The sequence below is a fragment of the Paenibacillus rubinfantis genome, assembly GCF_001486505.1.
In the GTDB taxonomy this organism is placed as follows: domain Bacteria; phylum Bacillota; class Bacilli; order Paenibacillales; family Paenibacillaceae; genus Fontibacillus; species Fontibacillus rubinfantis.
Genome location: NZ_LN909065.1, coordinates 395,823 through 410,739 on the forward strand (window position 1 = coordinate 395,823; position 14,917 = coordinate 410,739).

11 protein-coding genes are annotated in these 14,917 nt (G+C 54.8%); 2 read left to right on the forward strand and 9 right to left on the reverse strand.

Annotated elements, in window-relative coordinates; translation table 11 throughout:
- Positions 1–84: 84 nt before the first annotated feature.
- Positions 85–207, forward strand: coding sequence for a hypothetical protein (locus BN3277_RS26235; protein WP_262362871.1), 123 nt, complete (start codon positions 85–87; stop codon positions 205–207).
- Positions 208–234: 27 nt separating this feature from the next.
- On the opposite strand, the gene BN3277_RS13220 is transcribed toward BN3277_RS26235, so the two are convergent.
- Positions 235–3,375 carry an alpha-mannosidase gene (locus tag BN3277_RS13220; protein WP_059043377.1) on the reverse strand — a complete coding sequence of 1,047 codons (3,141 nt, stop codon included), beginning with the start codon at positions 3,373–3,375 and terminating at the stop codon, positions 235–237.
- A 142-nt stretch (positions 3,376–3,517) separates the two neighbouring features.
- Between BN3277_RS13220 and BN3277_RS13225 the strand changes: the two genes are divergently transcribed.
- Complete coding sequence (locus tag BN3277_RS13225) at positions 3,518–4,492, forward strand: AraC family transcriptional regulator (protein ID WP_059043378.1); 975 nt, start codon at positions 3,518–3,520, stop codon at positions 4,490–4,492.
- A gap of 1,750 nt (positions 4,493–6,242) precedes the next feature.
- Here the strand turns inward: BN3277_RS13225 and BN3277_RS13230 are convergent.
- From BN3277_RS13230 to trpE, 8 genes are read right to left on the reverse strand one after another with little or no spacing between them, the layout of a single operon-like run.
- Positions 6,243–7,337, reverse strand: a complete 1,095-nt coding sequence (locus tag BN3277_RS13230; protein ID WP_059043380.1) for a prephenate dehydrogenase — start codon at positions 7,335–7,337, stop codon at positions 6,243–6,245.
- 35 nt (positions 7,338–7,372) lie between these two features.
- The gene (gene hisC, locus BN3277_RS13235; RefSeq protein ID WP_059043381.1) at positions 7,373–8,470 is read right to left on the reverse strand and encodes a histidinol-phosphate transaminase; all 1,098 of its coding nucleotides are present in this window, start codon (positions 8,468–8,470) and stop codon (positions 7,373–7,375) included.
- Between the two features lie 55 nt (positions 8,471–8,525).
- Positions 8,526–9,347 carry a tryptophan synthase subunit alpha gene (gene trpA / locus BN3277_RS13240; RefSeq protein ID WP_059043383.1) on the reverse strand — a complete coding sequence of 274 codons (822 nt, stop codon included), beginning with the start codon at positions 9,345–9,347 and terminating at the stop codon, positions 8,526–8,528.
- Positions 9,344–10,543 carry a tryptophan synthase subunit beta gene (gene trpB, locus BN3277_RS13245; RefSeq protein WP_059044783.1) on the reverse strand — a complete coding sequence of 400 codons (1,200 nt, stop codon included), beginning with the start codon at positions 10,541–10,543 and terminating at the stop codon, positions 9,344–9,346. Before trpB ends, trpA begins: the two co-directional genes overlap by 4 nt.
- Complete coding sequence (locus BN3277_RS13250; RefSeq protein WP_059043385.1) at positions 10,543–11,208, reverse strand: phosphoribosylanthranilate isomerase; 666 nt, start codon at positions 11,206–11,208, stop codon at positions 10,543–10,545. The genes trpB and BN3277_RS13250 overlap by 1 nt, the downstream gene beginning before the upstream one ends.
- Positions 11,201–12,040: an indole-3-glycerol phosphate synthase TrpC gene (gene trpC, locus BN3277_RS13255; protein WP_059043387.1), complete on the reverse strand. Its 840-nt coding sequence runs from the start codon at positions 12,038–12,040 to the stop codon at positions 11,201–11,203. The genes BN3277_RS13250 and trpC overlap by 8 nt, the downstream gene beginning before the upstream one ends.
- Positions 12,030–13,070 (reverse strand): anthranilate phosphoribosyltransferase, encoded by a 1,041-nt coding sequence (gene trpD / locus BN3277_RS13260; protein ID WP_059043389.1) that lies wholly within the window; start codon positions 13,068–13,070, stop codon positions 12,030–12,032. Before trpD ends, trpC begins: the two co-directional genes overlap by 11 nt.
- Positions 13,071–13,088: 18 nt before the next feature.
- Complete coding sequence (gene trpE / locus BN3277_RS13265; RefSeq protein WP_059043391.1) at positions 13,089–14,651, reverse strand: anthranilate synthase component I; 1,563 nt, start codon at positions 14,649–14,651, stop codon at positions 13,089–13,091.
- Between the last annotated feature and the right edge of the window lie 266 nt (positions 14,652–14,917).

Consider the following 14,917-nt stretch of genomic DNA (forward strand, 5'->3'; position numbering starts at 1 on the left):
TCGGCTCGCTCATGATTCGCACAGCTTACCGACCGGAAGAACTGTTCACCTTACGATAACTATCCAAGATGCGGGGGTTTACCGATGAGTCAATTTGACGGCGAGGGTTTCTCAGAATTGATTGTGATCATCATCCTGGTGGTTTTGTTTTTCTATGGTTCCAACGATATCGAAACGCTGACGGGCGCCCCCACTTCCGATAACTGACGGAGGCGCCCGTTCTGCGCGGTTTCGTTATTTCAGCTGGAGGCGTATCGTTTTGATTTCATAAGGCGAGACCGTCAATTCGGGCTCTGCCGCCAAAGAGGCTTCTCCTGTCGGCCGTTCCATCAAATCGGTTTCCTGCCAGGAGACCACGGGGATTCCGAAGTGCAAGCGTACGCGGCCCCGGCCCCCCTTATATTCATGGAAACGGACGATCAGGTCGTTACCGTCCTCCGCTTTTTTAACCGAATCGATGATGACATCTGCACTGCCACTCGTCTGAAGCAGCGAGAACGATGTGGTCTGGGCTTGCCCCGGCGTGGTGTATACCGGCTGATTCAGCAGCGCTGCCGCTTGTACGGTGCCGCCCTCGGACCAATGACCTTCATGTGGATACAGCGCATACGTAAACTCATGTTCGCCGCGATCCGCTTGGGGATCTGGATACGTTGCCGATTTCAACAGGGACAGGCGGATCACATGATCCTTAATGTCATGGCCATATTTGCAATCATTCAGCAGGCTGACCCCGTACCCGTGCTCCGACAAATCCACCCATTGATGTCCCACCGTCTCAAACCGGGCAAAGTCCCAGGAGGTATTCCAGTGCGTCGGCCGCTTGACGTTGCCGAATTGGATGTCGTAGGTGGCTTCCGTCGCCCGTACGTCCACCGGAAAAGCGACCTTCAGCAGCTGCTGACGTTCCTGCCAATCGACCCAGGTCCGGAAATCGATCCGCCGGTTGTCGGCGTAAAGGATCATCTGTTGACGGATCGTCGAGCTCATGTACGTCCAGGTAAAAGTAACGACGGCTCGCAGCGTTCCGGTAACGACCTCACATTTCTGTAGTTGCTCGACCTCACGTTGCTTCTCCTGATAGAACACATCGATGTCCCATGCTTCAAACATTTTGGGCTTATCTTCAAAAACCTGCAGCACATTGCCCCGTTCGCCGGAGGCAAGCACCTCCCGGCCCGCGGCGCGGTCGTAGATCGAAACGAGCTGACCGCGATCGTTCCACTCGATGTCATAGAGCGGAGTTTCGATCCCGTTAGACCGGGCTTTAAACGGTTCACTAGCGGCAGCCGCCGCCTGACCGCCCTTCTTGCGCTGGATCGTCACAAAGCCCAGCGGCGGCACGTTCTCCACGCGCACCCAAACCGTGGTCCCGTCGAACTCGGATGGCAGCTCTTGCCCCTCTTGGCCGTTTGCCTGAATCCATTTCGTTCCGGATTCTTGGACTGTCAAGTCCAGGGCCACCAAACCGGTATAGGACCAAGAGGACGGATTCCACACGGTAAACGAATCCCCTGCATCGCTCGTCAAGGCTTGGATGGCCTGCTCCCGGCAGGATTCCAGCAACGATTCAGCCTCTGCATATTCCAGCTTAGAATCGCGATACACCTCCGGAATGGACGAGCCCGGAATGATGTCGTGGAATTGGTTGCGCAGGATCGTTTTCCAGCTTTCGTCCAGCTTTGCTTTTGGATAAGCCTCCCAGCTTCCGGCTCCCGCAAGCAGCGCTTGCAAGCTGAGCAACCATTCGGCATCCCGAGACAGCAGCTCCAGCTTGCGGTTCTGCTTTTTGTTGTACGCCTGGCTGGTGTAGGTCCCTCTGTGGTATTCCAGGTACAGCTCGCCGTCCCAAGTATGGATGTAACGGTCCGCCGCCTCAACGGTCTCATGCAGCTTCGCAAAATAATCGTCCGCTCTTCCCGTCGTCACGCGCGGAAGGCCTGGCATTTCGTCTAGACGCCGCCGCAGCTCCAAATGCTCGCGGTTGACGCCACCGCCGCCATCGCCGTAGCCATAAGAGAGCAGGAGCTCCTTATTTAATTCCTTGTCACGGTACGTTTCCCAAATGCCTTGCACACTGGACGCCTCGATTTGCCCGTTGTACGTATACCACCAGAAATTGCCGTCCTGCGGTGTGGTGATAAAGTGGGTCAGCACCTCGCTGCCGTCAATCCCGCGCCAACGGAACGTATCATGCGGCATCCGGTTGTATTGGTTCCAGCTGATTTTTGTGGTCATAAACGTGTTGATTCCGGACTTGCGAAGGATCTGCGGCAGGGCCCAGCTGTAGCCGAATACGTCCGGAAGCCACAAATAGGTGCACTCTTGACCAAATTCATCCCGTAAAAACCGCGTCCCGTACAGCAGCTGCCGCACCAGTGATTCCCCGCTCGTCAAGTTGCAGTCCGCCTCCAGCCACATGCCGCCGGCCGCTTCCCAGCGCCCTTCTTTAACGCGTTCCTTGATTTGTTCATAGAGCTCCGGGTAATCCTGCTTAATATATTCGTACAGCTGCGGTTGCGTCTGTAGAAATACGTATTCCGGGAACATTTCCATCAAGCGCAGCACGGTGCTGAAGCTGCGGGCTGCTTTTTCCCGCGTATGCTTCAGCCGCCACAACCAGGCGACATCGATATGGGTATGTCCGATGCATTGCACTGTGACCGGCGACGTCTTCTTCATTCCCGCCACCACTTGAGTTAATTGCTCCTCCGCTTCCGTCAACGAGGCATAAAACGCATCCGATCCCGGATAGGACCAATCGATCAGCAGGAACGCGCGATCCAGCGCCGTCAACAGATCGGTCCGCTCCGGCGCGTTTGCCGGCAGGACCTCCACCGTCTGCATCACCGCGCGGGCCGTATAATATAAGCGGTCAACTGTGCCATCGAGCCAAGCGATCTCCGCCCGTTGGATCCGGTGTTCCTGCACTTGCGGCTTTCCGCCGCCCTCGAGTCCGGACCATAAACGGAATTGCAGCTTGACCTGTGTACCGGAAGCCTCTTCCGGGAAAAACACCTCCTGGTGATTCATATCCACCCCTTGGAAGGGATCACCGTTTATATAGAGGAGCGATTCGAACCCGGAGTTGTTTCCTCCACCCGTTTTGCCGAAGTCAAACACGCCGACGATTTGACGCCCTTTCCAAGCTGCCGGAAGCTCAACCTCCGTTTCCAGCCATAAATAAAGATCGCGGCCTTCCCAGCGTTCTCCCGCCTGCATCGTGGACCATGGCCCCTCCTGGGGCGGCCTGGCGCCGATGCGCCCTTCCTCGTCCACTTGCGCGCGGAACGCCTCGATCGGCTGGGCATCGCGGTAACGATAAGCCTCCAGCTCGCGAATCCGTGCATTTAATTTCTCTTCCGTCCAGAACATCGTATCGGGTACCTCCCTGAATATGAGTTAGCCTTCCCCCTCATTTTCCGATTCCGCCCACGCGAAGTAAATTACTTATCCTCATCAACTTTTGTCCTATTATGATATGATGAAGTCAAATCGAACAAAGGAGCAGCGGCTCATGGATTTGAAAAAATGGCGTAACGAAATGGTGCCCGTGCTGAACAAAATCTGCGGTGAGATCGCGGTTGGCGATGCGGTGGTGGACTGGGTTGATATCGTGATAGAACAAACCGGCGGTTCCGGAAAATGCCCGCCCCACGCTCACACCTGGTACGAGTTTAACTACGTCCTGTCCGGCCGGATGCAGACCCGCTTCATCGATCAGGATGTGATGGTGTATGCGGGCGAGTTTTTTTTGATTCCGCCGGGGATGACGCATGCGCATGACTACTCCCGTGATGATCCGCATGAGGGCATCTGCCTGCGATGGCGGTTTCGACCTTATCCCGGTACGGCAAAGACAACCGCGGAGACAACAGTTGAAGTCGCGGTGGAATCAACCCCAGAGGGCATGACAATGGCAGAGGCAACAGCAGCGAACGACAGCTTTCTTCGACGGCTTATCCGCATGAAAGAATGGCCGCCCGGCGCTTACCGCGACGAATACGGCATTCGTTCGCTGTTAATGCAATTTTTTACCGAAGCGGAGAGCGGGCGTTCGCCATTTTATCAACGGCTGCTGCTGGTGCAGTTGCTGGAGGTCTTGTCCGGCGTGACCGACGCACGTCAGACCGTTTCCGCCTCCGAGCCGTTGCAAGCTCAGGACGCGTTGCTTCGTAAGGTGGAGGTTTACCTGGAGGACTTCCGCGGGGATCGGTTAAACGTTGAGGCGTTGGCCGCTTCGCTGCATATGAGCTACGGCCATCTGTCCCGCCTCTACAAGCAGAAGACCGGCCGCACTCTGATCGAAGAGATGAACCGGATCCGGCTGTCCAAAGCCTGCGAGCTGCTGAAGCAACCTTCCCTGCTCATCAAAGAAGTCGCCGAACAAGCTGGCTTCCCCGACATTTACTACTTCAGTAAAGCCTTTAAGAAGAAATACGGCGTTAGCCCACTCACCTACCGTAAGCAGCAATTCAGCCCGTCGAGGTAACGACAGCGGGTTGAGAAATGCGGGTAAAGGGGGGGGAGTTAGAGTCAACATGTAAATTGCGAAATTATCAGTCTTGAGTTACGTGTGCCTGAGCAGATAGTTCACTTATTGGTCCGATGTATGGTAAGAGCCCATCGAATGGCGTGTGAAGTTGTTGTCTGACAGCGGTAAGGTTTGGCGCGTGCGAGGTAACTGGGGAAGTGGGGAGTAACTAAACTTTGCGTGCGAGGTAACTGGTATAGAGGTGAGTAGCTGGACTCGTGCGCGTATGGAGTAAACGGGATAGTGACAAATTACTGGACTCGTGGTGCTAACTAAGTAACCAGTGATCGCGGCGACGAATTGAACTTTGGGCACGTATAAGGTAACTAGTGATGGTGCAGAGTACTGGGCTTGGGGCTCGAGAGTAATCGGTGGTGGGGAATAACTAGACTCGTGTGCATATGGAGTAAACGGGATAATGGCAAGTTACTGGACTCGTGGTGCGAGAGTAATCGGTGGTGGGGAGTAACTGGACTCGTGCGCATATGGAGTAAACGGGATAATGGCAAGTTACTGGACTTGGGGTGCTAACTAAGTAACCGGTGATCGCGGCGACGAATTGAACTTTGGGCACGTATAAGGTAGCTAGTGATGGTGCGGAGTAACTTTCTCATGGGGATTTGCTGCAATGTATTCGATTTTTCGCATATAATTCGCCGTCATCACCCAAAAATCCGAAGTGTATTCGAAATTTCACACACAATCACGCCTTCCGTCCTCATACACCCCCAATAAGCACGAAATTTCATATAGAATCGGCTGAATTCGGCCGAACGGAAAATGTATTCGATTTTTCGCATTTAATTCGCCGTCATCACCCAAAAATCCGAAATGTATTCGAAATTTCAGATAGAATCACGCCTTCCGCCCTCCTACAGCCCCAATAAGCACGAAATTTCATATAGAATCGGCTGAATTCAGCTGATCGGGCGAAATGTATTCGATTTTTCGCATATAATCCGCCGTTATCGCCTAAAAATCCGAAATGTATTCGAAATTTCATACATAATCACGCCTTCCGCCCTCCTTCAGCCCCAATAAGCACGAAATTTCATATAGAATCGGCTGAATTCGGCCGAACGGGCGAAATGTATTCGATTTTTCGCATATAATTCGCCGTCATCGCCTAAAAATCCGAAATGTATTCGAAATTTCATATATAATCACGCCTTCTGCCCTCCTTCAGCCCCAATAAGCACGAAATTTCATATAGAATCGGCTGAATTCGGCCGAACGGGCGAAATGTATTCGATTTTTCGCATAGATTTGCTCGCTTGCTGTGTAAAAAGACAAAAAAAAGACCGCTTCCTTCGAAGCGGTCCTTGCTCACTCACGAGCAAGAAGTTATTGGATAGGAGTGGAGAGAAACCATACTGTACTTTTATTATATGTATACGTTTTCATTCTGTCAACAACTTTTTTTAGCGCTTACATTACCTGATTTAACGGCCTTTAGTCACTTCCCGAAATAACCGTAGAAAACGCTGAAAATCAAGTTTAACTCCTGCGCCTTAGCTCAGTTAATGAGCTTAGGACGACACCCAACGTACCTCGGCACCGCGACGCATCTCTACAGAATACTACCAGAATGTAGTTACTTTTATACAAAAAACCTTAGTTCCCGTTAGAATCGTCTTTCTCTAGCTTGAAAAAGCCCGGCTGAATCCAAGATTCAACGCCGGGCCTTCCCTTCGATTCCACAACGTGTTCAAACGTAAACGATATGCCCTAGAGATTGGAGGTGTGCCTTCGCCCGCTCCATCTCCCCTTCCTGACGGAAGGACAGGCGCAGCACGCCCGGAACGTCCTCGCGGCTCTCGATGATCTGCATGTTGCTCAAGTTGATGTGGCGCAACCCCAGCTCGGTCGCGATTTGCCCGATGATCCCCGGCGTGTCAGGCACGTCGATGTAGATATCGAACAGCGAGGTGATCGCGCCTTTACGCCGTTCCGGCAGCTCGCTGCGGAACTGGTTTGCTTTTTGGAACGCGGCCTCGATCCCTTCCCCGTTCTGCGCTTCAAGCAGTGTGATAAACCCTTCGATCTCGCGGTTCCAATCCTTCAACAGCCCTAGCAGCACCTCGCGGTTGCTGAGCAGGATGTCCCGCCAGATCAGCGGGTCGCTGGAGGCGATCCGTGTGATGTCGCGGAAACCGCCAGCCGCCAGCATCCGGTATAACCCGTTGCCATCGTTGTAATCTCGCACCTGGTTCACCAGCGCAACCGCAATGATATGCGGCAGATGGCTGATCGCCCCGACGATCTCGTCGTGCAATACCGGATCGACGCGCACGATTTGCGCTTTGGTGTGCGTCAGCAGCTGCTCCAAGCGCTGATAAGCCTCCTCCGGCACGTCGGAAGACGGCGTCAGCACATAAAAGGCATTCTCGAACAAAAGCGTCGAGGCTGCCTCCACACCGGAACGTTCCGAGCCGGCCATCGGATGGCCGCCGATGAAATGCACGCCCGGGCGAGCGATTCTCGCCGCGCAAGCGGCAACAGCCGCCTTTGTGCTGCCCACGTCCGTCACGATACAGCCCGGTTTCAGCGGGAGCTCGTTCAGCTTCAGCAGGTAATCCTCCAAGAGCCCCACCGGCACGCACAAAAAAATAAAGTCGGCATCCGCCGCCGCCTCTTCCATGGACAGAGTCACGGCGTCAACGACGCCGCGCTCCTCGATGCGTTTGAGGGATTCCGGACGGTGGGCATGACCGACGACCGTGATTCCCGGCTTGCCTTTGAAGCACAACGCCAGCGAACCTCCGATCAAACCAACGCCAAAAATGGCAATTTTCGTTGTCATCATCTCTCACTCATTTTCTGCGAATAAATTGGGAATTAGACCCGGGTTGCCGACTTGCCAAGCACTTTCTCCAATGCAGCCACGAATTTGGCGTTTTGCTCCGCCGATCCAACGGTCACCCGCACATAACTTGGATATTTGTGGAATCCACCCCGCACGATCATCCCCAGCTTCAATAACGACTCAAACATTTCCCCGGCCGGACGCTGAACGTCGACCATAATGAAATTGCCATGCGCCGGAAAATACTTCAGGCCCAACCGCTCAAACTCGCCGTAAAGATAAGCGATTCCCTCGCGGTTTTTGGCACGACAATCGGCTACGAATTCCTGATCGGCCAAAGCCGCTTTAGCTGCCGCTTGCCCAATCCGCGAAGTATTAAACGGCTCACGCACCTGATTGATCAGCTTGATTACAGCGGGCTGACCAACGCCATATCCGATGCGCAACGAGGCGAGACCGTAAATTTTGGAGAACGTACGAAGGACCACCAAATTCGGATATTGGCTGAGCAATGCGATCCCGTTCGTATAATCCGAATCGGTGACATACTCCGCATACGCTTCATCCAATACGACCAGCACATGTCCCGGAACCCGGTCCAGAAAAGCAACAAGCTCGGCATGAGGCACGATTGTCCCCGTTGGGTTGTTGGGATTGCAAATCCAAACCACCTTCGTTTTGTCCCCGATACGGGCAAGCATCCCCTCCAAATCGTGGGTGCCTTCCTTCAGCGGCACCTCGATGCTAACCGCACCTTCGATGTCGGCGTTACTCTTGTACACGCTGAACGTCTGATCCGCCATCACCGTCTCATCGCCAGGCAGGAAAAAAGCGCGAGCGATCAAAGCGATAATTTCGTCCGAACCGCAGCCAAAAATGATTTGCTCCTTCCCGACGCCAAGCCGGTCAGCTAATGCTTCGGTCAATTCAGCGGCACTGCCGTCAGGATATAAGCTTAAGTTCGCCAGCTCCTGTTCGATAGCGGCGCGGACGCGCGGAGAACAACCAAACGGATTTTCGTTGGATGCCAGCTTAATGACGTCCTTGAGCCCAAGCTCCTTCTTCACTTCTTCAATCGGTTTACCGGGTTGATATACCGGCAAATGGACGATTTGCGGTTTCGGCAACATTTATGGGTTCCTCCCTCAAATAACCTTATTGTGCAGTTCCAATGATCCAAAAAATCTATAATCTCAATTTTGCCACAAAGTCACGAATTTGCAACAATCCTTGCTCCCGGGTTGAAGGCTGAGTCAACAAAGGCAAGCTCTCTTCGATCTTGCGCACGATCGCGCTGCCGACAACCGCCCCGTCACAGATCGCTGCAAACCGCTCGACCTGCTCGCGGCTCGAGATGCCGAAGCCAACAGCGACGGGCAGATCCGTTTGTCCTTTAACCGACGCGATAAAATCGTTGACGCTGGCATGAAACGTAGCGCGCTCTCCGGTGACGCCCAGCGAAGACACGCAATAGACGAAACCGCGGGCGCGGGCCAAAATTTGAGCAATCCGGCCGCTGGAGGTGGGTGCAACGAGTGGAATCAATTTGACGTCAGCCGCATCCGCCAACGCCAGTACCTCCTCGGACTCTTCATACGGCAGATCCGGAATGATTAAACCGCTGATCCCCGCAGCCTTTAACTCGGCAAAAAAACGTTCCGTGCCCATCTGCAGCACCGGATTGTAATAAGTAAACAAGACGAACGGAAGACGGATGCCCCGTTCGCGGGCCTTAACCGCCGTCTCGATGCAGGAAGCAACCGTAACGCCATGGACCAGGGCACGTTCCGAGGCCCGCTGAATGACCGGTCCGTCTGCTAAAGGGTCGGAATAAGGTACACCTAGTTCCACTACATCGGCACCGGCCTCCTCCAGAACCGTCAAGATGTCGAGCGTGATCTCGGGGTCCGGATCTCCAACGGTCACAAACGGAATCAACGCGGTGTTTCCAGCTGCCTTCAGCTTCGCAAACGTTGCGTCAAGCAAATTTTCAGCCATGACACTCATACCGTCTCCCCGCCTTCCGTATACGCCATAATCGACTCCACATCTTTATCCCCACGGCCTGACAGGCAGATGACGATGATTTCGCCGCGGCTCATGGCGGGGGCCATCTTCACGACCTGCGCTACCGCATGCGCCGATTCCAGCGCCGGAATAATTCCTTCGGTCCGGCTCAGCAATTGGAGCGCGTCCAGCGCCTCTCGGTCGGTAATCGGATAATACTTCGCGCGTTCGATATCCTTCAGATAAGAATGCTCCGGACCAATCCCCGGGTAATCCAGACCGGCGGAGATTGAATGAGCCGGCAACACCTGACCGTACGCATCTTGCAACAAATAACTCATCGAGCCTTGGAATACGCCTTTCGTGCCTTTGGTCATTGTAGCGGCATGGAAGTCGGTGTCGACACCTTTACCTGCGGCTTCTACCCCCACAAGACATACATCCTGATCCTCCACAAACGGATAAAACATCCCGATCGCATTGCTGCCGCCGCCTACCGCCGCGACTAGCATATCCGGCAATCGGCCTTCAGCTTCTAAAATCTGCTTCCGCGTTTCATCACCGATCACGCGCTGGAAGTTCCGCACCATCATCGGATATGGATGCGGGCCGGTCGCCGACCCCAGAATGTAAAACGTGTCATGCACATTGCTAACCCAGTAACGCAACGCCTCGTTGCAGGCATCCTTTAATGTGCGTGTGCCGGACATGACTGGAACAACCTCCGCGCCAAGCAGCTTCATCCGAAATACGTTTAGCTGCTGCCGCTTCGTATCCTCCTCGCCCATAAACACCTTGCATTCAAGCCCCAGCAAAGCGGCTACGGTGGCGGTAGCCACGCCGTGTTGGCCTGCGCCGGTTTCGGCAATCACCTTTTGCTTACCCATCCGCTTAGCCAGAATCCCCTGCCCAATCGCATTGTTGATTTTATGAGCGCCGGTATGGTTCAAATCCTCGCGCTTCAGATAGATTTTGGCCCCGCCCAGGTGTTCCGTCAGGCGTTCCGCATAATACAGCGGCGTCTCCCGCCCAGAATACTGCTTCAGCAGATAAGCGATCTCCGCTTGAAACTCGGGATCATCTTTATATTTCAAATAGGATTCTTCCAGCTCGATCAAAGCGTTCATCAACGTTTCCGGTACGTAGCGGCCGCCAAAAGGACCAAACCGTCCATGTTCATCCGGTACCTGCTTCATCATCCCTTCACCCTCTCCACGAATGCTGTCATTTTCGAGATATCCTTCACGCCCTCGGTTTCCACACCGCTTGAAACGTCTACGCCATCCGGCTGCAACGTCTCGATTAACGTCCTAACGTTGCCGGGATGCAAGCCGCCGGCCGCTAGAAACGGAATGCCGCGTTCCTTCGCCCACCCTCGATAAGGCGCCGCAGCTGCCCAATCAAAAGCGATGCCGGAGCCCCCGCCGTACTTCGGGTCGTACGTGTCGAGCAGCAGCCCGTCCAGCACGCCGTCATACTCCGACAAAGTTGCGCCGGCATGGACCGTTCCGTCTGTCTTGACCGAAAAGGCCTTATAAATCTTGACCCCATAAGCGTCCTTCACCTTCCGGCAAAAATCCGGGCTCTCCGTCCCGTGGAGCTGCAGGATGTCCAGCGGCGCCTGCCGCAAAACCTCGTCCAGCTCCTCCAGGGTCGGATTGACGAAGACGCCAACGCTCTGCGGGACCTCCCCCGCACTCCATTCCTGAAGCACGGGAAGCAGCTCCGCCGCGCGGCTTCCGCTAATTTGGCGCTTGCTTCGGGCAAACACGAATCCGACATAATCCACGGGTAAGTTCACCATAGATTTTAGCACTTCAACGCTTTGAAGTCCACAAATTTTTACGGCCACATCACCCATGCGACGTCGTCCCTTCCCTATCAAATTGCGGTTCTCCGGCTTTCAACAGCAGACCCATCAAGTCATATACAGCGTCTCCTACGTTCTCCCGACGCATAAACGTCTCCCCGATCAGCACGCCCCGAGCGCCAGTCCGTTGCAGGAATTCCACGTCTTCCCTCGTTTGAATCCCGCTTTCGCTGATGAGCGTCACATCTGAGGGAACCAGCTCTGCTAACGCAGCGGTTGTCTCCAACGACACCTCAAAGGTCCGCAGGTTCCGGTTGTTAATGCCGATCAGCTTCGCCGCAGGAAGCGTCAGAACTCGCTCTAGCTCCGCGCGATCATGCACTTCAATCAAGGCGTCAAGCCCCAGCGTCGTAGCGATTGACAGATACTCACGAAGCTGTGTATCGCTCAGGATCGCGGCGATCAGCAGTACGGCGTCGGCGCCAAGCAGCCGGGCTTCATAAATCTGCCGCTCGTCGATCACAAAATCCTTGCGCAGCAGCGGAACATGTACCGCCTCGCGAATCGCGCTCAGGTAGGCGCCGCTGCCTTGAAAATACGTTTCATCTGTCAACACAGAGATACAGTCGGTGCCTGCTTCCTGATACGCCTCCGCTAGCTGAACCGGATGGAAGTCCGGGCGAATCAGCCCTTTGGACGGGGATGCCTTTTTCACCTCGGCGATTAACCCCATCTCGCGTTTCCGGCCCGTCGTAAGAGCCGCATGGAACCCCCGCGTTGGCCCCATCACCGCGATGAGGCGCTCCGCTTCGGCGAGGGAGAAGCTTTCCGCCAAACGTGCGACCTCCGTTTTTTTCGTCTCAACGATCCGCTCAAGATACATAACTTAATTCCCCCGTTGTCTGAATCAGCTGTTCCAGCTTGGCATATGCTTTTCCCGAATCAATCGCCTCCGCAGCGATGGCAACCCCTTCACGAACATGGTCCGCCAAACCGGCCACATATACACAAGCGCCTGCGTTCGCCAGCACCACGTCCCGATGAGCTCCATGCTCCCCTTGCAGCACGCGCCGAACGATATCTGCATTCGTCTGCGGATCGCCGCCGATCATCGCCTCCAGCGGATACGTATGAAGTCCCAAATCTTCCGGCTGAAGATCATAGGTCCTGATCTCCCCGTTTTTCAACTCGGATACCCGCGTAGGAGAGGAAATGCTGATTTCATCGAGGCCTTCCCGGCTGCTGACGACCAGCGCCCGCTTCGAGCCGAGCTCACGCAGCACCTCGGCGATCGTCGTCGTTTTGCTGCCGTCATAAATGCCGAGCACCTGGCGATCCGCCCCGGCCGGATTGGTTAATGGGCCTAGCATGTTAAACACCGTGCGGATGCCCAGCTCCTTGCGTGGAGCCGCTGCATGCTTCATCGAAGGATGATACAGCTGCGAGAACATAAAGCAGATGCCGATATCGTCGAGACAGCGCTTCGCCTGACTTGCGTCCAGCTGAATGTTGACGCCCAACGCTTCAAGGACATCGGCGCTTCCCGAACGGCCGGAGGCCGATCGGTTACCGTGTTTAGCAACCCGAACTGATACGGATGCCGCGACGATCGCCGCCGTTGTCGACACGTTGATTTTGTGGATACCGGAACCGCCCGTACCACAGGTGTCCAGCAGCTTCTGTGTTTCCGTCTGTATTCGGCTAGAGGCCCCGCGCATCGCTTCAGCAAAACCGGTGATCTCATCGACCGTTTCTCCTTTAATCCGCAGCGCCGTCAACAAGCTGCCAATCTGGGCTGGCGTCGATTCGCCGTTCATAATCGCCTGCATCACGCCACGCGCTTCTTCCCGCGCCAAATGCCGTCCTTCGATCAAGCGGCCAATGCCCGCCTGAACCGTTTGCTGTCCTGTCATCTCGATTCGCTCCTCTCTTTAGTTCCCTGGGGTATATTCGTAAAGGTAATCCTGGTTGATCACACCGTCGTTTCGGGCTGGCGGCGGAAACATCTGCTCAGCCGTACGGATCGCCGTCAGTAAGGCCTTGGCCTTATTCACCGACTCTTGATACTCGTTCTCCGGAATTGAGTCCCACACGATCCCCCCGCCGGCCTGTACGTAAGCTTTGCCTTGCTTGAACACGATCGTGCGGATCGTAATGCAGGAATCCATGTTTCCCGAGAATCCGAGATACCCGATCGCTCCGGCATATGTGCCGCGTGCCTCCCGTTCCAGCTCGGCGATAATCTCCATCGCCCGCAATTTCGGTGCACCGGAGACCGTACCTGCCGGCAGGCAGGACAGAAATGCATCGAAGAAATCCTTGTCATCCCGCAGCTTCCCGGACACTTTGGAGACCATGTGCATCACATGGGAGTACCGCTCAATATCCATATATGATTCGCAAGTTACGCTGCCGAAATCGGATACCCGCCCCAAATCGTTACGGCCGAGGTCGACCAGCATGAGGTGCTCCGCCCGTTCCTTTTCGTCCTGCAGCAGCTCCGCTTCCAGCGCCAAGTCTTCCGCTTCCGTCGCTCCCCGCGGTCTCGTTCCGGCAATCGGTCGGGTCTCCACCCGACCGTTCTCGACCTTCACCAGCGCTTCCGGCGACGTTCCCACGATAATTTCCTCGTCTAGCTTGAGGTAGTACATATACGGCGAAGGATTCAGAGTACGCAGGACGCGGTAAACGTGAAGCGGATCCACTTCAGTTTCGATATGGAACCGCTGGGACAGCACCACCTGAAAAATATCCCCCGCGCGAATATAATCCTTCGCTTTATCCACATTGGCGATAAATTGCTCTTTTGTCAGGTTGGATTTTACGTCTCCGAGATCTGTCACCGTCGGCAACGGCCGGCGGTTAAAGCTTTCGCCCGGTCCTTCCTGCTGCAGCAGATCCGCTGCCAGTTCCAGCTTCAGCTCCGCTTCCGCATAAGCCCGGCGAATATCCTCATCGCGATCGCCTGGTTTCACGTGTACGTTGGCCACCAGCAGAATCCGCTGCTTGACGTGGTCGAACACGATCACTTGGTCGCAGAACATAAACTGCATATCCTGCAGGTTCAGGTCATCAACCTGATGAGCCGGGAGCTTTTCATAGTACTGAAGCAGATCATATCCGAAAAACCCGATCGCTCCGCCCGTAAACCGCGGCATATCCGGAAGCTTCGGACTGCGGTAACCCCGCAGGATTGCTTTCAGCTCATCGACGGGCCGGGACGCGCGCAGCCGCTCTGTGCCGCCTTTCCGCTCGATCGTGATCTCGCCTTTCTTAGCCGAGATGGTTAGGAATGGATCGGTGCCGATAAAAGAATACCGCGCCCACTGACTGCCACCTTCCACGCTCTCCAGCAAAAATGCCCGCTCCCGCTGAGCGATGCGGCGGAAAATCCGGATCGGGGTTTCCATATCGGCGAGCAGCGTACGGGCAATCGGGATCAGATTGTATTCGTTCGCCAAAGCAATAACCTGTTCTACTTGCGGGGTTGCCATGTCTCTCACTTCCTTTTCGGGTTGGTTTAGAGCCAAATAAAAAAACCTCTACCGAAGTAGAGGTTCTGGGATTTGCGGTTTATGGGAAAGCACAGCTCCAAATGAGGCGATCGGCTCGTCTTTTCCCGGATAAAAGAAAACGACGAAGTACGCACCAAGGAACAGGCTATTCGCTCAGCTAAACTCAGCTCATCTCAACTTCACTCTACTAGGCTCTAGAAATACTCATTCACTCAAAGACTCAATTACTCAACTATACTGCTCTC